The sequence below is a fragment of the Peptoanaerobacter stomatis genome, assembly GCF_000238095.2.
Taxonomy (GTDB): domain Bacteria; phylum Bacillota; class Clostridia; order Peptostreptococcales; family Filifactoraceae; genus Peptoanaerobacter; species Peptoanaerobacter stomatis_A.
In genome coordinates this window covers 77898-100320 of record NZ_JH815225.1, presented here as the reverse complement: position 1 = coordinate 100320, position 22423 = coordinate 77898, and the positions used below count along the sequence as shown (strand labels likewise).

The window sequence follows — 22423 nt, the reverse complement described above, 5'->3', positions numbered from 1 at the left end:
ACTTAACTCCACTTGTTAAATTGTAAAATGGAAGCTTGTCTTAAATTTATTTTTGCTTACAATATTATATAAGCATTTGTAAATTATATGATAAAAATTTATATTTTTCCGGGATTTATTTTCTTGGATTTATTAGTTTTTTTGATAATTAGTCAAAAATCTATATGGACTGACTTTATTTTGAAATCATTTAAGCCATTTTTCTATCCTGTCAAACGCCTCTTGTATCTTATCTTTAGGAAGCGTCATCGCAAGTCTTACATAACCTTGCCCATATTCTCCGAATGCAGTTCCAGGTATCATAAGTATGTGATATTTTTCTTTCGCTTCCTCGCAAAACTCTTCACAGCTCATCCCTGTCGACTTGATATTTACAAACATATAAAAAGTACCTTTTACAGGCAAGACCTTGAGTTTAGGTATTCGAGATATTTTTTCATATGCCAGATTCAACCTATCTTCAAATTCTTTTTTTATAAACTCCTGTATTTTCTTTCTGCTTCTCAGTGCATGCAGTGCAGCTCTTTGTGATATTGAAGGAGCTGAATATATTATATTGTCATTTATCGCTTTTACCACTCTTATATATTCCTTAGAAGCTATTATATATCCTATCCTCCAACCTGTCATTGCAAAGTCTTTAGAAAAACTTCTAATAGTTATTACTCTATCCTTCATATTTTTGACAGAAGCTATCGGAATAAAAGGGTTCTGAAAACTTAAAAGCGTGTATATATCATCAGCAACTACCAAAATATCGTATTTTTGCACTATCTTTGCTATGTCTTCAAGATTTTCTTTACTAAGGCAGGTACCTGTAGGGTTATTCGGCGTGTTTATGATGAGTGCCTTTGTCTTTGGATTTATCAAATCTTCCAATCTCTGTACATCTATGCCAAAGTCCTCTTCTTCATAAGTCGGCAGATACACTACCTTGCCTCCCTTGGACTCTATACAAAAATCATAGATAGAAAAATGTGGTGTAGGTATGATTACCTCATCTCCCTCGTCTATTATACAACTCATGGCAAGATACATAGCATGACAGGCTGAGGTGCTGACAAATACTTCATCGTTTGTTATGTCAAGACCGTATTCCTCTTTTTGATACTTACATATTTCATCTCTAAGCTCTACTAAGCCTGATGACTCTGTATAGCTAGTATAACCTTTTTTTGCATCTTCAAATGCACTGTTTATAATCTCCATATCTGTAGTAAAGTCAATATCTCCTATGGAAAAATCTATGATATCGTCGTAATTTATCTGTTCATTTGTTGAAAATGCGTTATCTCTTATTTTTTGATATTTTTTCGCAATAAAATTTTTCATAACATCCTCTTTTTTACAATACTAATATTATATCAGCGTACAGGATTGTCTCTGAGCATCATTTTATTTTTTCAACCAATTCATCATTGAACGAAGTTCCTTACCTACTTCTTCTAATTTATGCTCAGCTTCTTTTCTCCTTGTTGAAAGGAATCTTGTCTTTCTTCCTGATGAGAATTCAGTCATAAAGTTGCTTGCAAATGTACCATCTTGTATGTCTGACAATATTTCCTTCATAGCTTTTCTCGTTTGATCTCCGATTATTCTCTTTCCGGCAGTGTAGTCACCATATTCAGCAGTATTTGATATTGAATTTCTCATATTAGAGAATCCACCTTCCACTATCAAATCCACTATCAGTTTCATCTCATGTATACACTCAAAATATGCCATCTCCGGTTCATATCCCGCTTCTACAAGAGTTTCAAATCCCGCTTTCATAAGCTCTGTTACTCCTCCACAAAGCACAGCCTGTTCACCGAACAAGTCAGTTTCAGTTTCCTGTCTGAATGTAGTTTCAAGTATACCGGCTCTTCCTGCTCCTATTCCTGACGCATACGCAAGTGCATAGTCTTTTGCTTTACCTGATTTATCCTGATATATGGCTATAAGTGACGGTACTCCTTGTCCTATTTGATATTGACTTCTTACAGTATGTCCCGGTCCTTTCGGAGCTACCATTATTACATCTATGTCTTCGCTTGGTATTACAAGATTATAATAGATGTTAAAACCGTGTGCATACATAAGTACATCACCTTTTTTCATATGAGGTGCTACCTGTTCGTTATAGATGTCTGCAGATATTTCATCAGGCACGAGCATCATTACTATATCCGCTGCTTTTGCAGCGTCATGTACATTCATAACTGTAAGACCTTGAGATTTTGCAATTTCTACAGATTTGCTACCTTCTTTAAGTCCTACTATCACATTTACTCCACTTTCTTTTAAGTTCAAAGCGTGAGCATGCCCTTGACTGCCATATCCTATTATAGCTACTTTTTTATCTTTCAATAAATCCAAATTACAATCTTTATCATAATATTTTTTAATCATTTTAATCATCCTTTTCGTTTTTTACAATTAATATCCTTAAATAAATAACTAATGAAAAAAAATCAGTATCAATTCTTGAGAATTAATTAAAAATTATTTTTTGCGTATTATCATCTCGTCACTGTCTCTTGACATAGCTGTGATGCCGGTACGACAGACTTCCAATATTTCAAAATCTTCCAATACTTTTATAAATGCGTTTATCTTTGTAGGTTTTCCTGTTACTTCCACTATCATACTCGTAGGTGAAAGATCTATAATAGAACCCTTGTATATTGAAACTACTTCTACCATCTTACTCCTTATGTCAGGAGTAGCCTTTATTTTGGCAAGCACTATTTCTCTCATTACAGACTTGTTTTGATCCAAAACATCTACCTTTATTACCTCTTCCAACTTTGAAGTCTGTAGTACAATTTGATTTATCTCATTTTCAAATCCCTGTACAGTCAATGTTATCCTTGATATGTTTGGATCATCGGTGTTTGACACTGTGAGAGTGTCAATATTGTAGCCTCTTCTTCCAAATAAGCTCGATATCCTTGCAAGAACTCCGTAATTATTTTGTACTACTATGCTAAGCACTTCCAGTTTTTGACTTTCCATATCTGCCTCCTTTCAAATTACATAATATTTATTCACCAAATAAAGCCTTATTGCTTTAATTGTGTAAATAAATTATATCTTCAATTTTATTAAAATAATTCCGTATAATTACTTATGTTGATTTATAATATTATTCCTTTATTTCATACTAAGTTTCAATAAAAATATGGATATATTGATTTTAAAATGTTTAGTTATTAATTGAAATTTACACTATTGAGGTAAATACTTAAATGGAAATTATCAACATATTAAGCTACACTTATAAAATAAGCTAATCATCAATGAGAAACTATCAAATCATCAATAGTACCGTTAGCCGGTATCATCGGTAATACCTGTTCATCGCCGGATATCTTGCATTCAATTATTGCGGACTTGTAATTTTTTATAGCATTTGCAAAAGATTCTTCAAACTGCAACATATTATAACATCTATATCCATCAGCTCCGAATGAGTCGGCTAATTTTACATAGTCTGTACTCCTTTCAAAATTTGAGTAGGCATATCTCTTGTTGTGCAAATAGTGTTGCAACTGTTTTACCATTCCCAGATTACCGTTGTTCAAAATTACTGTTATAATCTTGACATCATATCTAACTGCTGTTGCCACCTCGTTTAAGTTCATATGAAAGGAGCCGTCTCCTGTTATATGAACCACTGTCTTTTCAGGATTGGCAATCTTAGCTCCAATTGCTGCACCATATCCATATCCCATAGTTCCCAGCCCCGCACTTGTGAGAAATTGTCTTGGTTTTGTCACCTTGCAATATTGGCATGCCCACATCTGATGTTGCCCTACATCAGTCACTAATATCGAATCATCTCCCACCATATCAGAGAGTTTTTCGAATAACTCTTTCGGATTTATAGAATTTGGAGAACTTCCTTGTAAATAGTCCAATTTTTTCCAATTTTCAATTTCTCCGAGCCATTTATCTCTCTCTTGCTTTTGTATCTTCGGTAGCAGTTTTGCTAAAATATCTTTAACATCTCCTATTACATAATAGTCTATATCAACATTTTTTCTTATCTCACTGGCGTCTATGTCTATGTGAATTATCTTTGCCCTCGGTGCGAATTTATCCGTATTTGTAACCGTTCTGTCTGAAAATCTCGTACCAATTGCTATTATCAAATCACTGTTGTCTATGGCGTAATTCGTACTTACTCTGCCATGCATTCCCACCATGCCTAAAAAATATCTGTTATAATCAAGGTTTCCTATTCCCATTATGGAGTTACAAGCCGGTATGCAAGATTTTTCTATCAAATCTCTCAGCTCCTGATATGCATTACTTGCTATTACTCCTCCCCCTGAATATATGACAGGTTTTTTTGATTTATTTATCAAGTCGGCTATCTTTTCAAGCAGTTTTTCATCATCAAACTCTTTTTTAATTTTAGTTTCCGCTTTTTTTACTTCATAATCACCCTCTGCTATTGTAACATCTTTTGGAAAATCGACAAGGACAGGACCTTTTCTTCCACTGTCCGCTATACGAAAAGCCTCCCTTATCGTATCCGCAATCTTACCTACTTCTCTTACAACGAAGTTGTGTTTTGTTATAGCCATAGTGATTCCGGTAGTATATACCTCCTGAAATGAATCTTTGCCTATCAGATTTTGTGCAACATTGCCTGTGATGTACACCACAGGTACGCTATCCATAAATGCTGTGGCTATTCCTGTAATGAGATTGGTTGCTCCGGGACCGCTAGTAGCAAGAGCTACTCCCACCTTGCCTGTACTTCTTGCATATCCGTCGGCTGCATGTGCCGCTCCCTGCTCCGTACTTGTAATTATATTTTTTATCCTATCCTGATAGTCATACATTGCGTCATAGATATTCAAGACACTACCGCCCGGATAGCCGAAAACAGTATCTACTCCAAGCTCCAACAAAGTATTTACCAAGATATGAGATCCATTCATTTTCAAAACTTATCACCCCATAACATTTTTATAAATCATAAACCACTTTTATACCAATAAACGCTTAATTTTTATTTTGGTATTTATCCGATTTTTAAAATAATTTCTAAATAATAATACAGAATTTTACACTCTATTTTCATACTCTTTTATTTTTTCTTCCAAATCGAGAGTTATATCTATTGCATCCTTACCTTCAATTAACCTTTGTTTATATATTTCAGGAAATTCAAAATCTATACTCAAATCTCCCGATAAGATTTTTTGATTTATAAGATCAATTTCGATCTCCTTGCCATCCGCTATCTCACTAAGCATTTTCCTTTTTTCACTGTCCAGTTTTATAGCCACGTTACCGTTGTTCAGCCAGTTGTTATAAAATATATCTGAGTATCCGCCTGCTATGACGACTCTTATACCGAAATCTTGAAGTGCCCATGCTGCATGCTCCCTACTGGAACCACAGCCGAAGTTTTCGCCTGTTATCAGTATCGATGCATCTGCATACTTTTCCTGATTTAATACAAAATCTTTTATCTTATTGCCATCCTTGTCGTATCTCCAAGGAGCAAATACAAAATCTCCAAACCCTGTACGTTTTACCGATTTGAGATAATTTTTGGGTATCAATATATCGGTATCTATATTGTCATTTAAAATACAGACAACCTTACTCTTATATACAGTAAATGATTTCATTTTCTCCTCCTTTTCATACATCTATTTTACTGATATCAACTACCTTGCCGTTTACAGCACATGCTACGGCCATCGCCGGAGATACCAAATGTGTCCTTGCATTTTTACCTTGTCTGCCTTCAAAATTTCTGTTTGATGTGGATATACAGTGTTTGTACGGATCTATTATATCAGGATTCATACCCAAGCAACTAGAACATCCCGGCAACCTCCACTCAAATCCGGCATCTATATATTTTTGTGCAAGCCCTGTTTTTTCAGCTTTGAGCTTTACCTGCATGGAGCCGGGTACTACTACCGCTCTGATATTTTTGTTGACATTTTTACCTTGAATATACTTTGCTCCCTCTTCCAAATCAGAATATCTTCCGTTGGTACATGAGCCTATAAACACTTCTGTAACAGGTATATCAGCAGATGTCTGATTAGGCGCAAGATCCATATATGCGTATGCTTTTTCATCAGATGCATCCGTTATCATAGGAAACTTTTCATCTACATTCACAGTCATAGACGGATTAGTACCCCATGTTATCTGTGGTTTTAGATTGCTCACGTCCATGGTTATTATTCTGTCGAAACAGCTTTCATCATCAGTAAAATAACTTTTCCATTTTTCTATATCACTTTTAAGGTTTTCATTTTCTCCGTATTTTGTATTTTTTATATATTCAAAAGTCTTTTCATCCGGTGCAATCATCCCCACCTTTGCACCGCCCTCAATCGCCATATTGCAAAGTGTCATCCTCTCTTCCATGTCCATATCCTTGACAGTGTCACCGTAAAACTCTATCGCTGATGATACTCCTACCGATACGCCGTTTTCTTTTAAAAACGCAAGGATTATATCCTTTGCATATACACCTTTTGGTAGTTTACCCATGATTTTCACTCCAAGATTTTTTAGTTTTCTCTGCCATATACTCTGAGTGGCAAATACGTGTTCAACCTCTGAAGTTCCTATGCCGAAAGCTACTGCTCCGAACGCCCCATGAGTAGCAGTATGACTATCTCCGCATACTATCGTCATTCCAGGTCTTGTATATCCACTCTCAGGTCCTATTATGTGGACTATGCCGTTATAGTCACTGTCCATATCTTCAAGTTTGATATTATTTTTGATACAGTTTTGCTTTAGTGTTTCAAGTTGCAGCTTTGCCAACTCGTCTGTGATATTTGCTCTTTCTTCAATTTTTGTAGGTGTGTTGTGATCCATGGTTGCAAATGTTTTGTCCGGTCTTCTTATCTTTCTACCAGATAGCTCCAATCCTTCAAATGCCTGCGGAGACGTAACCTCATGGATGTAGTGCATATCTACGTAGATAAGTGACAAGTCGGAATCCATTGCAATCACGTGTTCATCCCATACCTTATCATATAACGTCTTCATTTTTTCTACACCTTTTCCCATATTCAAATTTAAAATTACTAATCTACAAATATAACTATAACTTTATAATCCGGTTTCTCACTTTTTGTATACACTTTATTTAATATACATTTTAACTTTGCTTTAATATTTATACTTTTATAAATTTTAAAATATTATAAGCGATTTTAACCTGAATTAAAGTCTGCAATTTCATCTTATCCAAGTCTTTGAATTACTTTTTTTGTAAATTCACTTGTGCTTACATAATATTGACTATTTAAATCCTTGGTCATACATCCTTCATCCAAAACCAACTTCACCGCATTTTCTATATCTTCTGCCATCTTATCTTGTGAAAATGAATATCTCAGCATCATAGTAAGAGAGTATATCATCGCTATTGGATTGGCGATATCCATACCTGCAATATCAGGAGCGGATCCGTGTGCAGGCTCGTAAAGTGCAATTTTACTCTTGCTGTAGCTTGCCGATGAAAGTAGTCCAAGTGAACCACCAAGTACGCTGACTTCGTCGGACAATATGTCTCCGAAGAGATTTTCCGTCACTATCACGTCATATTTAGTGGGATTGGTTATAAGCGCCATAGCCATAGCATCCACATACATATGCTCAAGTTCCACATCGGTATAGTCTTTTGCTACATCTTCCACAACTTTTCGCCATAGTTTGCTTGTGGCAAGTACATTAGCTTTGTCTACAGAAGTAAGTTTTTTTCTTCTTTTTCTTGCTGTTTCAAAAGCATATCTTACTATCTGCTCAATCTCTTCGTATGTGTAGGTGATAGAGTCAAGCGCCTCTTTTTCTTCAAGTCTTCTCGGCTCTCCAAAATATGCTCCGCCTGTCAATTCTCTTACTATCATCAAATCAGTGCCTTTGACAATCTCTTCTTTGAGCGGTGATAAATAACAAAGAGAGTCCTCTACTTTGAGCGGTCTTACATTTGCATAAACTTTTAGATGTTTTCTAAGTGCGAGTAATCCGGCTTCAGGTCTTATCTTTGCGTTATCCCACTTTGGTCCTCCTACTGAGCCCATCAATATGGCATCACAATTTTCTATTTTTTCTTTCAGCTTATCTGAAAAAGGCTCGCCATAGGCATCAATAGACGCTCCACCGAAAAATTCTTCTTCTATTTTATATTTAAAAGCATATTTTTTTGATACGACTTCCAAAATTTCAAGAGCGGAATTCATTATCTCAGGTCCTATGCCGTCACCTGCAATACAAAGAATATTTTTCATAACTAAAACTCCAATCCCAATTTATTAATACCTTGAATATATGCCAAGATCGACGCCTTGATGATGTCAACATCAAGTCCGGATGTATTTATCTCTCTATTACCAAGTTTGAGTCTTACTCTTGCCTCACCGAGAGCGTCGCTTTGCGAAGATACTGCATTGATTTCATAGTTTATTATCTCGATAGGTTGATTGACTATCTTATTTATTGCCTTGTAAGACGCATCCACCTGTCCATTGCCCACTGCTGTCTGCTGTATAATCTGTCCGTCTTTTTGCAATAATACACTTACTTGTGTAACCTTATCTTCAAGAGTAGCTGAGTGGTAGCTTACAAATGAATAGTTTTCTTTTTCCACTTCGCCGTTTGTAAGTAAAGATGTAATGTCTTCTACAGTTACGTATTTTTTTGTATCCGTCAATTTTTTGAACTCCGCAAAAGCCTCATTTATCTTTTCATCTTCAAAGTGAAATCCGTTATGTTCCAAAAATACCTTAAAAGCATGTCTACCCGAATGTTTTCCAAGAACAAGACCGTCATTTTTCGGTATGCCTATCTTTGATGAATCCATTATTTCATAAGTTGATCTGTTCTTGATGATACCATCTTGATGTATGCCGGATTCATGCAAGAAACAATTTTCGCCTATCACAGATTTTGTAGGTGCTATTTCCACACCTGTAAGCGACGTTACAAGTTTTGATGTCTTGTATATCTGTCTTGTGTTGATATTTGTGCTTATACCATACATATCGCTTCTGGTATCTATCGCCATTACAGCCTCTTCAAGCGCTGTATTTCCGGCTCTTTCGCCAAGTCCGTTAATCGTACATTCTATCTGTCTTACCCCTGCCATTACTCCTGAAAGTGCATTTGCTGTAGCAAGTCCCAAATCATCATGGCAATGTGCCGATATTGTCACATTTTCGACACCCTTGGTATTTTTCTTGATGTATGAGATAAATTCATAATATTCCATCGGCTGAATAAATCCTACAGTATCAGGTACGTTGATAGTAGTAGCTCCTGAACTTATCGCCACCTTATATACTTGGCAAAGATAATCTTTGTCTGTTCTTGTAGCATCTTCCGCTGAAAATTGAATGTCATCGACGAATGTTTTAGCATAAGATACCAATTCTCTCGTTCTGTCTATTACTTGCTGTCTTGTCATCTTGAGTTTATGCTTAAGATGTATATCACTTGTAGCCAAAAATACGTGTATCCTCGGATGTTTCGCATACTTTAAAGCTTCTGCCGCTCTTTGTATGTCTTCCTTTACCAATCTTGACAAGGCACACACTATAGGTTTTTCCACAACTTGAGCCACTGCACGCACACCTTCAAAATCTCCCACGCTTGATGCCGGAAATCCTGCCTCTATAATGTCTACACCCAATTTTTCTAATTGTTTTGCAATCATAATCTTATCTTCTTTATTCAAATTAACTCTTGGAGTCTGCTCTCCATCCCTAAGTGTAGTGTCAAAAATCTTAACTTTTTCCATAATTTTCTCCTATCCTTTATATTTTGTAAATTTTCATTTTAAAATTTTTTTTCAAAATAAATACAAGATTTAAAAATAATATGAATTTTTAATGATTTTCAGCATTAAGTTTTATAGCGATATCAGATAAAATTATAAATATTATTGTTTTTAATCATTCATCCGACAATCAATATTAAAAATCTGTTAAATAGTAATTAAAATACATCATAATTACTCATAACAATATAAATTGAAAAAATTTTCAAGGTATGTCATCATAAATGTTGATTAATATAAAATAAAAACTAAAAATTTTCCAGTCAATTAAATAAATATCAGTATAATTAATTTAAAGCAGCACTAAAATAAAAAAACCGTCTGATTTAAGCTTTTAAGCCTATATCAAACGGTTTAGATACTCCACTTGGTATAAGCCCTATCACAAACAGGGCCTATACCAATTATCAAAAAATGATTTGGCACAGTCCCTCAACTAAGTAAGAGTATATTCAATTGTCTTGAGTTAGAAATTGACCAATTCATTTTATAATTCCTTTCTTGTACCTGACTTTACATCCAACAAAATATCAGCTACATTCAATAATAACAAAACAATAAATTTAAAATTAAAATCAAAAAATGTACTTTATTCACATACAACATTGTCTTTTTAATTTCGCTAATTATATACCGTCATAATTTTTTTGTCAACAAAAATTTTAAAAAATACTACACTTTATTTTACAATTTATAAAAATATAACACTTGTACTAAAATACATTTAAATTCAGACTTACTTAAATATATAAAAAATATCTCTTTTTAATTTGATATAAGTATATCTTCTATCTCTACGAGTTTTATTTTTATGTCTGTTCCTCCTGTATATCCGCCAAGTTTTTTATCTTTTCTTATTATCCTGTGGCATGGTACTATTATAGGAAGAGGGTTTTTTCCTACTGCATTTCCTATAGCCCTGTCAGATTTAGGATTTCCTATTGCTTTAGCTATGTCATTGTAGCTTATATGCTCTCCATATTTAACTTTCTCTACTTCTTTTAAGACTTTCATTTGAAATTCTGTAAGATTTTTTAATTTATATTTTGTTTTAAACTCTTTTAATTCTCCAGCAAAATATTTATCAAGTTCTTTTTTCAGTACGCATATAGCTTCGCTTTCTTCATAGTTAAAATCATAATTTATTTTATCAAACTCTATACTTACTATATAAGAATCTTCATCTACAATCGTAACATATCTGTTTATATCATTAAAATAATATATATAAAATTTTTTCATAAAAACCCCTCTCATTAGAGATATAGTAAATAAAATTTAAATATATTTTTATACTGCCATGTGCAGTTAAAATAAATTATAATCACACTTATTATAAAACTTGTCATGCTTTACATTCACACATTAAGCGGTATCAATTCAAGCATAATTATCTCTCATAACAAAACAGTTATTAAAAGTTTATTATAACACTATTTTGAATTAGGGTTTATGTTCAAGTACATATCTCCTTTTGATACCGTAATAAAGACATGATTATCTCTTAAATATTTTCTCACAGCATTCAATTTTTTACGTTGAAGTGCTATAAAAAGCACCAATCTCTTTGAATTTTCTCTACCTTGTCCTTCCATAGACGTAACCATTATGTTCATATTTCTAAGTTCAGTTATAATATGCTTGTCTTTTTCATCTATAACGCCTTGTATAATAACATTTCCTGAAGCTATTTTTTCTTCAAGCAATATACCTACACATACACCGCAACCATAGGCAATTGCATATATAAGAAGGTTCATAGGATTGCTTAACTTGCTCATAACTATATTAAGGCAAGTAACCCAAGTAGCAGTTTGAGCAAATCCCATAATCGGAGCCAATTTTTTGTTTCCTTGACTCATAAACATAGTAGTAAGTGTACTTAGTGTAGTATCAACTATTCTTAATGAAAATATCACTAAAAATGTTAACAAAACTTCCTTATCCATTTTCTTCTCCTAATTTTAATTTTTTTATTTATATAATTAACATTTAAAAAGCTAAATCATATGTTTTAAAAAATATATAATAAATCTTATAAAAAATTAATTTTTTATACTAAACATTATTACAGAATATAAAATTTCTACTTTATTATACACCTATTATTTGAGTAAATATAATTTTTTAATTAATTATTAATAAACTTTAATTAGTGTTAACTATATTTTTGATTTTAATAATGCAATTTTATAAAACCATGATTTATAATATAACCTTAATATATTAATTGCAAATAAAAACTTTATTTTACAGGATCTAAAACTTTCTCAATTTTTTGTAATACAAAATCACTAATAACTGCCATAAATGCTGTAGGTATAGCACCAGCTAATATTATTGCCGAACCGTCTGTAACATTTATGCCTCTCGTTATTATATCTCCCAAGCCTCCTGCACCTATAAAAGTTCCTATTGCAGTTATACCTATCGCCATTACAAGCGCATTTCTTACACCAGCCATAATTATGGATATGGACAAAGGTAATTCTATTTTAAATATTATCTGTTTTTTCGTCATTCCCATAGCTTTTGCCACATCTATCAGATTATCGTCAACATTTTTTACTCCTGTATATGTGTTTTTTATTATAGGAAGTAATGAATATAAAAACACCGCCATTATAACCGTATTCACACCCAATCCCATAACTATCATAAGTATACTCACCATTGCAAGAGAAGGAATGGTTTGAAGTATATTGGCTAATGATATTACTATATCCGCCATTTTATATCTTCTCGATATAAAAAAACCTATAGGTATTGCTACTATACTTGCAAATAATACACCATATACCGATATTAAAAAATGCCTTACAAATTGACCGAATACATAATCTCCATTAGTTGCAAAATATGAAATGAATTGATTAATCATGCCTATCCTCCATTTCTACATAAATATACCCACGTTCAATTTATATAAATACATTATACTGATATTTATTTGAAAAATCGATATGGTTATTATCTATAAAAATATATAATAATTGTCCACCGTTTTATTAAATAACAGTATTAATAAATTTAAAATATTTTATGCAAATACTTTCTATTCAAAATAATTATTTTCTTCTAAAAACATCTTTGCGACATTTTGAGGTTCAATTAAATCTTCATCTGACATTTTATTCAATCTTTGCATATCTTCACTGCTTATTTTACCAACCAATTTTGACAACACTTCGTCTAAAACAGGATATCTCTCCAATATATCATATGATGCTACCGGACAAGCATCGTATGCAGGAAATACTTTTAAATCATCTTCCAATATTATCAAATCATACGAATTTATCCTACCATCCGTAGAATATCCCAAAACTATATCCATTTCTGAATTTTTCACTGCATCATATACCAGTCCTATTTCCATAGGATATACCTTTTTGAAGTCAAAACCGTATTTTTCTTTGAAAGCTTCATATCCATCACCTTTTCTTCTTATCCAAGATGTATCAACCCCTGCTCTCAAATTAGGAGCCAAATTTTTTAAATCTGATATTTTTTTTAAATTATTCTTTTCAGCAAAATCTTTTCTTACCATAAAGGCATATGTATTTTCAAATCCGTACGAATCGTACCACTTCATATTATATTTTTCTTTATATCCTTTTTGTACCAACTCCAAGGCTTTTTTTGTGTCGGTTTGAGGTTCTAAGCCAAGTTCTCCTGTAAGTGATGTTCCTGTATACATAGCTCCGGACACATTGCATATATTTCTTGTAAATGTCTGAACTATAAGTACAGTTGAACCCAAATTATTTATTATCTGCACATCTTCTTTAGGCATATAATGTTTTATCATCTGTTTTTGTATCTCTGACAAAATTTGTCTTTCTGATGTATTACCTCCTGCTATAACTATACCTCCACCTGAGCCGGATTTTCCCAAAAACGGTAACGAACAACCTGTAAATAATACAATAAGTGTAATGCTGAAAATTATTTTTACTATTTTTTTCACCATATTTACCCCTCCTGCAAAGATGATGTTTTAGGCATAACTTTTTTCTCTATTTTTCCGAGTAAATAATCGCTTAATAAAGCAATTAGAGTCACAGGTATAGTCCCAAGTAAAATAGAATTTGTATCGAATGTGTTAAGCCCTGAAAATATAAAATCTCCAAGCCCTCCGGCTCCTATATAAGATGCTATGGTAGTCCATGATACTACATATATTGCTGACAGTCTTATACCTGCCATTATCACAGGTGCACTGAGAGGAAGTTGTATTTTCATAATTATTTCATTCCTTGTCATTCCCATACCTTTACCTGCATCTATCAATGACAAATCCACGCTGTTCATACCTATGGTAGTATTTCTGAGTATAGGAAGTAAAGAATATATAAAAAGTGCAATTATTGCCGGGAGAGTTCCTATTCCTATAAAAGGAACCATTATAGATAATAAAGCCAATGAGGGTATGGTTTGAAATATTGATGCTACAGCTATAAATACGTTGGATATTTTTTTATTTTTTGTAATTACTATTCCAAGCGGTACTGCAACTATAATACCCAGTATCAATGCAACAGAAGATATAAAAATATGTTCTCCTATTTTAATAAAGAGCTGATTAAAATTTTCTTTTAAAAAAATAAACATAACTACACCTCTTTCATATCAGATGTAACTATTATATCATTATCATTTTTTTCAGGAGTATAATCTCCTAAAAAGCCTTTATATATTATATCCATAACAGATGCTCTTGTTACAAGCCCTATGAGATGCATTTCCTCATCTACAATAGGTAAGTTTCTATAACCTAATTTATTTATATAAAATATAGCGTCCCTAAGCGGTGTTTTTCTGTTTATTGCATTCGCCGGCAATTTATAATCTTCAATCTTACTGCTTTCCCTGTTAGATGAGCGTATATCAAATACGTCTGCCATACCTATCAATACATTTTCATCATCTACTAAAAATAAACTGTCTACTCTTGAATTGTGCATTATCTCCATAGCTTCATGAGTAGTTTTTTTGTAATTTATGCTCTTAGGATTTCTTATCATAACTTCTTCCACAGGCAGATAATCAAATTTTGCGTGATCAAGCCTTTTTTCTCCAAGCAAATTTTTTACAAAATCATTTGCAGGTGATTTTAATATATTTTGAGGTGTATCATACTGTATAACTTGTCCGTTATCCATTATTGCAATTTTATCAGCAAGCAAAAGTGCCTCATCCATATCATGAGTTACAAATATAAAAGTTTTTCCAAGCTCTACTTGAAGATTTTTCACAAGTGTTTGCAAATTTTCTCTTGTTATAGGATCTAATGCCCCAAACGGTTCATCCATCAATATAATATTCTGATTTGCAGATAATGCTCTTATTACCCCTATTCTTTGTTGCTGTCCTCCTGATAACTCTTTAGGGTATCTGTCAAGATACTCTACCGGTAAATCTACTTTTTTTATGAGATTTTCCGCTATCTCTCTTAATTTATTTTCCGGCATTTTCAAAAGTCTGGGAACCATAACTATATTTTCAAATATATTCATATGTGGCATAAGACCGATTTGCTGTATAACATAACCTATACTTCTTCTAAGTGCAACATCATTCATATTTTTAATATCTTTACCATCTATCAGTATATTTCCACTACTTGGCTCTATCATCTTATTTATCATTCTCATACAAGTAGTCTTTCCACTTCCACTGGTGCCTATAAAAACTATGAACTGCCCCTCTTCTATCTTAAGATTAACATTATGAACAGCAACCTTACCCCCCAAATATACCTTAGATACAGATTTGAATTCTATCATATCGTCAACTCCTTGTTCAAAAATATAAACAAAAATGATTTTAATGCAATTATAATTATATAATTTCGGTTTAACGTTTGCATAATATATGTAATTGAGATTATATTAAAAAAATAATTTTATATGTTATCTGTTTTTAAGCACAGATATTAAATTTATATATACCCTATTTATTGAATAATTAATCATATACTCTTATGTAAATTACTCATCATATGGTTATTTAAGCTAAAGCTGTTTTACGATAATATATTAACATTTCTTTCTTAAAATATACTTAATGCCATTTTTTTACAATTCGTATAATACTAATATCCTATATAGAAAGCTATAAAAAAATATATTTTACTAATATTAATTTAATAGCTAAGTAATATTAAGTATAATTAAAATGAATAAGCGTATATAAATTAAAAAGATATTAGTATAAAATCAAATTTTGGAGTGTACACACTTTTTTGTACAGCGATTCCTTTTTATGTTTATGCTAATACTAATAACAAATTAAATAGTAGAGATAATCCATTCTCTATGAGTGACATTTTTTACAATATCTTTAGTTAATAAATTTATGGTGCTATCTACTACATCCTTCAATATTTCTATTGATTTTTAGTATAAAACTATACTTGAGAATGTGAAAAATTTTTATTACATAAAAAAGAATACTGTATTTCAAGTATTCTTTTTGGCATTTTTAATATTTTTCTTATCTATATACATATTTTTATCTGCATCTTCCAATATGTCATCAAGTTCATAATTTGAATTATGCTTATATATGCTCTTGCCGAAAGCAAAGCTTATTTTGATTTGTTTGTTTATCCCTTTTACAAAATACTCTTTATTTTTAATTTCTTCTAAGTATTCATCATCTATATCGTTATAAGATATTATCACAAACTCATCTCCGCCAAGTCTGTATATAGAATCTTTCGCAAAATTTTCTTTTAAATATCGAGCTGCAGATATTATTGCAGCATCTCCATATGAATGTCCATAGGTATCGTTAATTTCTTTTAAATCATTCAAGTCTGATGATATTATGGTAACATCATCTCTTCCTTTTTTTATTTCTTCCAATTTCTGTTCAAATGAATATCTATTCCCTAATTTTGTAAGTGCATCAGTAAGCATTAATCTTTCATATGTTCTTGTATTTAAACTTTCTTTTTGCATATACATAAATGCGTTTATGGCAAAATACACCTGAATAATCACAAATACAAATAAACTTATAAGCAATATAGGTGATAAAGAATCATAATTTCCTGTCCAATATTCAAAAAGCGAAGATGCAAGCGAAAGAAATATAGGCACACTTGATAAAAGCATACTCATCTTTTCCGGATAATCTTTGCTTGATGAAAAAATAAGCGCCATTAATATCACAAAATATGATATGAATAACACAATATGTGTATATTTTACCATATTATGAAATTCACTTATACCCAATAAGGTTAAGATAAATTGTATTGAGAAGTTAAAAATACACATATATATTGATGCAGTTAAAAACTTGTCGAATCTTCTATCCAATCTTCCTCTAACCAATATCAGCATAGGTATTGAATAATGTGAAAATGACAAAAAATCCAAAAAATATATAGCTTTATAGTATTTTCTGAATAAATAATTGAAAATCTCAAGCTGTGTAGCATAATAAATCGCTATTATCAAGCATAATATCCCTATATCAAATATTCTTTTATTCCTAAACCCTGAACCTCTATCCATAAAATAGAACATTACTATCATAATCGACACTATTATCAGTGTAGCTACTAAAATCACACCAAGTATATCTTTGCTTAATAACACACCGATAAAAAAATACTCACTGTTTGTAATATATATTTTATTTATCTTAAATGATTTTATCTGATCAGTTTTAGGTTTAAATTTTATTAATACATTTTCATCTTTAAAATTATCCGGTAAATTTATAACGTGATAAACACGTCCTCCGCTTCTCGGAATAGAATTATCTGATACTTTATATTCGTATATTTTATTACCATCAATATAACACTCAAATTCTAAAAATCTTGTAAACATAGCAATATTTTGATGTGTTCTATTTATATATTTGCCCACATCTATATAAATGTTAAAAGGATTTGCAGTTTTAACTTTATATGGAAGACTAATCTTTTGAATATTATCATGGTATTCAATTTCAGCGGAACTTGCAATATAGTCAAGATTATACATGTTGTTGTATTTATATTCGTTTTTATTTGATACAAATAAAAGAGATATTATCATCATAAAAGCAGTAAAAATTATAATTTTATAAAGCAGTAACAAAGATTTTCTGATTTTATTTTTTATTTGAGGCTTAAAAAAAGTGTTAATTTTCTTTAAAATTAAAAACACCTCCTGTCAATATAATATCGATTTTGTATATTATAAAATATATAAATTAAATTTACAAGTCTTTTTTACTATTTATTTTTTATTTTATAACATTTAATCCCATAATATTGACGACAAATCAGATATTTTACGTTTATAAATTTACATTTTATTCTATTTTTTTACAAATTATGTGCATTTTTTCCATTTTTATAACATATTTTGTCTTGTTATATAGTATTTTTTTACTATTTTTATTTTCGTAAATTGAAAACCAAACAATTATTTAAGCATTGCTGCCCCTATTATTCCTGCATCATTACCTAATTGAGCTTTGACTATCCTTGCAAAAGGCAGTTTTTTAAATATTATTTTTTCTTGAACTTTTTTATACAACTCATCTATATATAAATTATATGAGTTTGAAACTCCTCCACCAAGAGTTATAAATTCAGGCGCAAATATATTTATCAAGTTCGCAATACCTGTAGATAAATTATCTATAAATCTGTCTATAACTTTTACACATAAATCATCTTTTTCTTCATATCCTTCAAATATTAGCTTTGCTGTTATATCTTCTTTTTTTATACCTTTTAATTTTCCTGAATATTCTTCGTCTTCTACTAATTTTTGAGCGTATTTGATTATAGCAAGCGCTGAACAATAAGTTTCAAAACAACCGTTGTTTCCACAAGAACATTCATAAAAATTATCACCTCTGTTTATAACCATATGACCTATTTCTGAGCCTATTCCATTACTTCCGGAATATTTTTCTCCATTTATTATTATTCCTCCGCCTACACCTGTACCTAATGTGAGCATTATGGCATTTTTAACACCTTTTATACTGCCAAAACTGTGTTCTGCCACACAAGCGACTGTAGCATCATTTTCTACATATATTTTTTGTGAAGGAAAATTATCTCTTAATATCTTACCTAAATCTACATCTACCCAATAAAGATTTGTAGCAAAATATATTTTACCCTTCTCATCTGCAACTCCAGGTATGCCTACACCTATTGTATCTATATCATTTAAGGTTAATTTTGCTTTTTTTACAAGGTTATTTATCATATCTACCATATTTTGAGCAATTTTTTCAAAACCTTTTTCAACTTCTGTAGATATTATAAGAGTTTCTATTATATTGCAATTTTCATCTACTATACCAGATTTTATAGTCATTCCGCCTACATCTATACCTATATTCATCATAAAAATTCAAATATCCTTTCTTTTAAAATTAATAAAAATGATATAATACTTTATCTTTTATCTTAAACAACCAATTATATTTATAAAAAATATTCAAAATTTTTTTATACTAAATCATATTTTTAAATTAAGATATACATTTAAAATTATAAATTAATTATTTTGACTTATTTTCATTTCTTTTTTTCTCTAATGAATTAAGCAATTTTTCATTAAATTCTACGGCAGAGTTGTATCCCATAGCTTTTAATCTGTGATTTCTTGCAGCAAGTTCCAATATTATCCCTATATTTCTTCCCGGTCTTACAGGTATTGTCAATTTTTCTACTTTTGTATTGAGTATCTCGGTAAAATCTTGATCCAATCCTAATCTGTCATAATACTTTCCTTGTTGCCATGTTTCAAGCTCTACTACCATATCTATTTTCTTCGAATTTTTCACTGCACCTATTCCATAGAGAGTTTTTATATCTATGATACCAAGACCTCTTATCTCCATAAAATGTTCTATAGTTTCAAGAGATTTCCCTTGCAAAGTTTCTTCATCTAATTTTATTATTCTTACAGCATCATCTGCAACCAATCTATGATTTTTCTTTATGAGTTCCAATGCTGCTTCACTTTTACCTACTCCACTTTCTCCTGTTATTAACATTCCCACTCCATCTACATCTACAAGGACTCCATGTATTGTGACTTCAGGTGCAAGACGCTCATTAAGATAATACGATATTCTTGACAATGTCTTAGTAGAGCTTTCTCTACTGCCTGCAACTATCCTCGAATTCGCTTTTGCAGAGTCCAATATTTCCGGCAAAACATCTTGTTTCGTTGAAATTACAAGTATAGGAATATCAAATGACATCAGTTTATCCATAGCATTTTTTCTTTGTTCTATGCTTAGGGATTCAAAGTACAGATATTCTGTCTGCCCCATTATCTGCACTCTTTTATACTGAAAATTATCTAAAAAACCGGAGAGTTGTAAGCCTGGTCTGTTTATATCACTTGAATCTATTTTTGTATCAAAATTATCAGGTCTAAATATCGTACTTAATCTTAAATCTTTTATAAGTTCCGATGCAAAGACAAATTTTTTCTTAGACTCCATATATTATCTTTCCTTTTTTATAAAATCAATTTTTCTTAAAATAATCATATACTGCAGTTGCACTTTTTTTATCCATACTTCCAACTTGCAATAATTCTTCGAGTGTTGCTTTTTTTATTTGCTCTATATTATCAAAATGTTTTAATAATGACATTTTTCGCTTGTTTCCTATTCCTTTTATATTATCTAATTGAGAATAGCTTACTTTTTTATCTCTGAGACTTTTGTGGTAATCTATTGCAAATCTGTGAACTTCTTCCTGTATTGATGCTATAAATGTATATAGTTTTGTGTGTTTTTTCAATTCAAATAATTCTTTATCGCTACAAAGCCCCATAGTTTTGTGATTGTCATCTTTATACATCCCAAAGACAGGTATATTTATATTTTCTCTTTCAAAAAGTCTTCGAACTACATTCACCTGACCTTTTCCACCGTCAAGCAGTATCAAGTCCGGCAAATCTTCATGTTTTATTCTCCTTGACAATATTTCTTCCATAGATGCATAGTCATTTGCTCCTTGTACAGTTTTTATCTTGTATCGTCTGTACAGTTTGGGACTTTTTTTGCCATCTATAAATACTACTTGTCCGCCTACACTATCCACTCCTTGTATGTTTGATATGTCGTATGATTCTATTTTGTGTATATCCTTATCTATATCCAACAACACTTTAAGCTCATATGATATATCTTTTGTTTTTTGCTGTTCGCTTTTTTTAACTGCTTCTCGTCTTTTGATAGTTTCTTGTGCATTTTGACATACCAAGTCTATCATATCTTTTTTGTCGCCTTTTTGCGGTACTTTTATTGTAACGTTTTGCTCTTTTTTATTCGTGAGCACCTTGCTAAGTAATTCCATATCTTCAAATTGCTGATTTATATATATTTCCTTAGGTATATAGCCAGTATTTATATAATATTGTTTCAAAAAAGATTGCATTATATCATCTTTTTCTCCGTTATTGTCTTTATCAAAGATAAAATTTTCTGTACCGACTACCTTTCCCCCTCTGACAAAAAACATAAATATACAGGACATTTCTTCATTTTTTTCTATTGCCAAAAAGTCTTTGTCAGTAGTGTTTGAGGTTGAAACTATTTTTTGTTTTTCAAGCATCTCTTTTATTCCTTGTATCTTGTCTCTATATATCATAGCTTTTTCATAATCTTGCTTCATAGATGCTTGATACATTTTATCTTTAAGTGTTTCTACAAGTCTGTCGTTTTTTGACTCCAAAAATTCTATTATTTCATATATCATTTCCATATATTCATCTTTATCAACGGTTCCAAGGCATGGAGCTAAGCAGGTTTTGATATAATAATTGAGACAGGCTCTTTCCTTTTTTTCTATGGATTTTTGTATATTTCTTTTGCAATTTCTTATAGGAAAGGTTGAGTGTATAATCTCTATTATATCATTTACAATAAACGCATTTGAATATGGACCGAAATACTTTGCTCCGTCTTTTTCTATTCTTCTCGTTTTTATAACTCTTGGATAATCTTCCGATATTGTAATTTTTATATATGGATAGGTTTTATCATCTCTTAAAAGTATATTATAAGGCGGTTTATATTCTTTTATCAGATTATTTTCTAATATCAAGGCTTCCATTTCAGAATCTGTAACTATATATTCAAACTCATCTATATGCGACACCATAGCTCTTACTTTAGCTTGCATATTTGTTTGACTTTGAAAATATTGTCTGACTCTATTTTTAAGTGATACAGCTTTTCCTACATATATTATCTTACCTTCTTTATTCTTCATCAAATAAACTCCACTTGATGAAGGAAGTTTTGATATTAATGCTTTAAGTTTATCTGTTATACTATCATCCCCAAATTTTAATTCAACTTTATTCAACATTATACTAATTACAAATAAAATAATAGATAATTTATATAAAAAACATACAAATAGTGTCATATTCTATTAAATTTATACAAAATATTTTTATATCATTCTATTGAATTTTAGTATAAATTAATATATTTTTAATTATATTATAGTATAGTATTAATTCTTATTAAACTAATAATTTCCACTATAGCTACAGTTAACATTTTATCAAATAAAAAAGCAGATTGCAACTATATAATACAATCTGCTTT

General features: G+C 31.0%; 18 protein-coding genes. All 18 read right to left on the bottom strand.

Features of this window, described 5'->3' with window-relative positions; translation table 11 throughout:
- Positions 1 to 186 precede the first annotated feature (186 nt).
- On the bottom strand, positions 187 to 1332 hold the full coding sequence (locus HMPREF9630_RS00405; RefSeq protein WP_009526570.1) for an aminotransferase class I/II-fold pyridoxal phosphate-dependent enzyme: 1146 nt from the start codon (positions 1330 to 1332) through the stop codon (positions 187 to 189).
- A gap of 63 nt (positions 1333 to 1395) precedes the next feature.
- Positions 1396 to 2391 (bottom strand): ketol-acid reductoisomerase, encoded by a 996-nt coding sequence (gene ilvC / locus HMPREF9630_RS00400; protein WP_009526569.1) that lies wholly within the window; start codon positions 2389 to 2391, stop codon positions 1396 to 1398.
- Between the two features lie 93 nt (positions 2392 to 2484).
- On the bottom strand, positions 2485 to 2997 hold the full coding sequence (ilvN, locus tag HMPREF9630_RS00395; RefSeq protein WP_009526568.1) for an acetolactate synthase small subunit: 513 nt from the start codon (positions 2995 to 2997) through the stop codon (positions 2485 to 2487).
- Between the two features lie 281 nt (positions 2998 to 3278).
- Positions 3279 to 4934, bottom strand: coding sequence for a biosynthetic-type acetolactate synthase large subunit (gene ilvB / locus HMPREF9630_RS00390; protein ID WP_009531789.1), 1656 nt, complete (start codon positions 4932 to 4934; stop codon positions 3279 to 3281).
- Positions 4935 to 5060: 126 nt separating this feature from the next.
- The gene (gene leuD, locus HMPREF9630_RS00385; protein WP_009526566.1) at positions 5061 to 5633 is read right to left on the bottom strand and encodes a 3-isopropylmalate dehydratase small subunit; all 573 of its coding nucleotides are present in this window, start codon (positions 5631 to 5633) and stop codon (positions 5061 to 5063) included.
- Between the two features lie 13 nt (positions 5634 to 5646).
- Positions 5647 to 7023, bottom strand: coding sequence for a 3-isopropylmalate dehydratase large subunit (gene leuC / locus HMPREF9630_RS00380; protein WP_040465170.1), 1377 nt, complete (start codon positions 7021 to 7023; stop codon positions 5647 to 5649).
- Positions 7024 to 7220: 197 nt separating this feature from the next.
- Entirely contained in the window at positions 7221 to 8267 is a 1047-nt protein-coding gene (gene leuB / locus HMPREF9630_RS00375; protein ID WP_009526564.1) for a 3-isopropylmalate dehydrogenase, read from the bottom strand.
- A 2-nt stretch (positions 8268 to 8269) separates the two neighbouring features.
- On the bottom strand, positions 8270 to 9775 hold the full coding sequence (locus tag HMPREF9630_RS00370; RefSeq protein WP_009526563.1) for a 2-isopropylmalate synthase: 1506 nt from the start codon (positions 9773 to 9775) through the stop codon (positions 8270 to 8272).
- Between the two features lie 804 nt (positions 9776 to 10579).
- Positions 10580 to 11056 (bottom strand): methylated-DNA--[protein]-cysteine S-methyltransferase, encoded by a 477-nt coding sequence (locus tag HMPREF9630_RS00365; RefSeq protein ID WP_009526562.1) that lies wholly within the window; start codon positions 11054 to 11056, stop codon positions 10580 to 10582.
- 191 nt (positions 11057 to 11247) lie between these two features.
- Positions 11248 to 11763: a DUF2179 domain-containing protein gene (locus HMPREF9630_RS00360; RefSeq protein ID WP_009526561.1), complete on the bottom strand. Its 516-nt coding sequence runs from the start codon at positions 11761 to 11763 to the stop codon at positions 11248 to 11250.
- A gap of 296 nt (positions 11764 to 12059) precedes the next feature.
- The gene (locus HMPREF9630_RS00355; RefSeq protein ID WP_009526560.1) at positions 12060 to 12695 is read right to left on the bottom strand and encodes an ABC transporter permease; all 636 of its coding nucleotides are present in this window, start codon (positions 12693 to 12695) and stop codon (positions 12060 to 12062) included.
- A 174-nt stretch (positions 12696 to 12869) separates the two neighbouring features.
- On the bottom strand, positions 12870 to 13787 hold the full coding sequence (locus tag HMPREF9630_RS00350) for an osmoprotectant ABC transporter substrate-binding protein (protein WP_009526559.1): 918 nt from the start codon (positions 13785 to 13787) through the stop codon (positions 12870 to 12872).
- Positions 13788 to 13789: 2 nt separating this feature from the next.
- A complete protein-coding gene (locus HMPREF9630_RS00345) occupies positions 13790 to 14428 on the bottom strand; it encodes an ABC transporter permease (protein WP_009524769.1) in 639 nt (212 codons plus the stop codon).
- A gap of 2 nt (positions 14429 to 14430) precedes the next feature.
- Positions 14431 to 15603, bottom strand: a complete 1173-nt coding sequence (locus HMPREF9630_RS00340; RefSeq protein WP_009526558.1) for an ABC transporter ATP-binding protein — start codon at positions 15601 to 15603, stop codon at positions 14431 to 14433.
- Positions 15604 to 16278: 675 nt separating this feature from the next.
- Positions 16279 to 17877, bottom strand: a complete 1599-nt coding sequence (locus tag HMPREF9630_RS00335) for a GGDEF domain-containing protein (protein ID WP_009526557.1) — start codon at positions 17875 to 17877, stop codon at positions 16279 to 16281.
- Positions 17878 to 18246: 369 nt separating this feature from the next.
- Entirely contained in the window at positions 18247 to 19188 is a 942-nt protein-coding gene (locus HMPREF9630_RS00330; RefSeq protein WP_009526556.1) for an ROK family protein, read from the bottom strand.
- A 157-nt stretch (positions 19189 to 19345) separates the two neighbouring features.
- Complete coding sequence (gene hprK, locus HMPREF9630_RS00325) at positions 19346 to 20299, bottom strand: HPr(Ser) kinase/phosphatase (RefSeq protein ID WP_009526555.1); 954 nt, start codon at positions 20297 to 20299, stop codon at positions 19346 to 19348.
- 25 nt (positions 20300 to 20324) lie between these two features.
- Positions 20325 to 22178: an excinuclease ABC subunit UvrC gene (gene uvrC, locus HMPREF9630_RS00320; protein ID WP_081580835.1), complete on the bottom strand. Its 1854-nt coding sequence runs from the start codon at positions 22176 to 22178 to the stop codon at positions 20325 to 20327.
- Between the last annotated feature and the right edge of the window lie 245 nt (positions 22179 to 22423).

Bases quoted from the DNA above. Each gene is read 5' to 3' on its own strand.
- hprK (WP_009526555.1), bottom strand. From the start codon at position 20,299: ATGGAGTCTAAGAAAAAATTTGTCTTTGCATCGGAACTTATAAAAGAT.
- HMPREF9630_RS00340 (WP_009526558.1), bottom strand. From the start codon at position 15,603: ATGATAGAATTCAAATCTGTATCTAAGGTATATTTGGGGGGTAAGGTT.
- HMPREF9630_RS00350 (WP_009526559.1), bottom strand. From the start codon at position 13,787: ATGGTGAAAAAAATAGTAAAAATAATTTTCAGCATTACACTTATTGTA.
- HMPREF9630_RS00370 (WP_009526563.1), bottom strand. From the start codon at position 9,775: ATGGAAAAAGTTAAGATTTTTGACACTACACTTAGGGATGGAGAGCAG.
- HMPREF9630_RS00345 (WP_009524769.1), bottom strand. From the start codon at position 14,428: ATGTTTATTTTTTTAAAAGAAAATTTTAATCAGCTCTTTATTAAAATA.
- HMPREF9630_RS00330 (WP_009526556.1), bottom strand. From the start codon at position 19,188: ATGATGAATATAGGTATAGATGTAGGCGGAATGACTATAAAATCTGGT.
- leuC (WP_040465170.1), bottom strand. From the start codon at position 7,023: ATGAAGACGTTATATGATAAGGTATGGGATGAACACGTGATTGCAATG.
- HMPREF9630_RS00365 (WP_009526562.1), bottom strand. From the start codon at position 11,056: ATGAAAAAATTTTATATATATTATTTTAATGATATAAACAGATATGTT.
- HMPREF9630_RS00360 (WP_009526561.1), bottom strand. From the start codon at position 11,763: ATGGATAAGGAAGTTTTGTTAACATTTTTAGTGATATTTTCATTAAGA.
- uvrC (WP_081580835.1), bottom strand. From the start codon at position 22,178: ATGTTGAATAAAGTTGAATTAAAATTTGGGGATGATAGTATAACAGAT.
- HMPREF9630_RS00405 (WP_009526570.1), bottom strand. From the start codon at position 1,332: ATGAAAAATTTTATTGCGAAAAAATATCAAAAAATAAGAGATAACGCA.
- ilvC (WP_009526569.1), bottom strand. From the start codon at position 2,391: ATGATTAAAAAATATTATGATAAAGATTGTAATTTGGATTTATTGAAA.
- leuB (WP_009526564.1), bottom strand. From the start codon at position 8,267: ATGAAAAATATTCTTTGTATTGCAGGTGACGGCATAGGACCTGAGATA.
- leuD (WP_009526566.1), bottom strand. From the start codon at position 5,633: ATGAAATCATTTACTGTATATAAGAGTAAGGTTGTCTGTATTTTAAAT.
- ilvN (WP_009526568.1), bottom strand. From the start codon at position 2,997: ATGGAAAGTCAAAAACTGGAAGTGCTTAGCATAGTAGTACAAAATAAT.
- HMPREF9630_RS00355 (WP_009526560.1), bottom strand. From the start codon at position 12,695: ATGATTAATCAATTCATTTCATATTTTGCAACTAATGGAGATTATGTA.
- ilvB (WP_009531789.1), bottom strand. From the start codon at position 4,934: ATGAATGGATCTCATATCTTGGTAAATACTTTGTTGGAGCTTGGAGTA.
- HMPREF9630_RS00335 (WP_009526557.1), bottom strand. From the start codon at position 17,877: ATGATGATAATATCTCTTTTATTTGTATCAAATAAAAACGAATATAAA.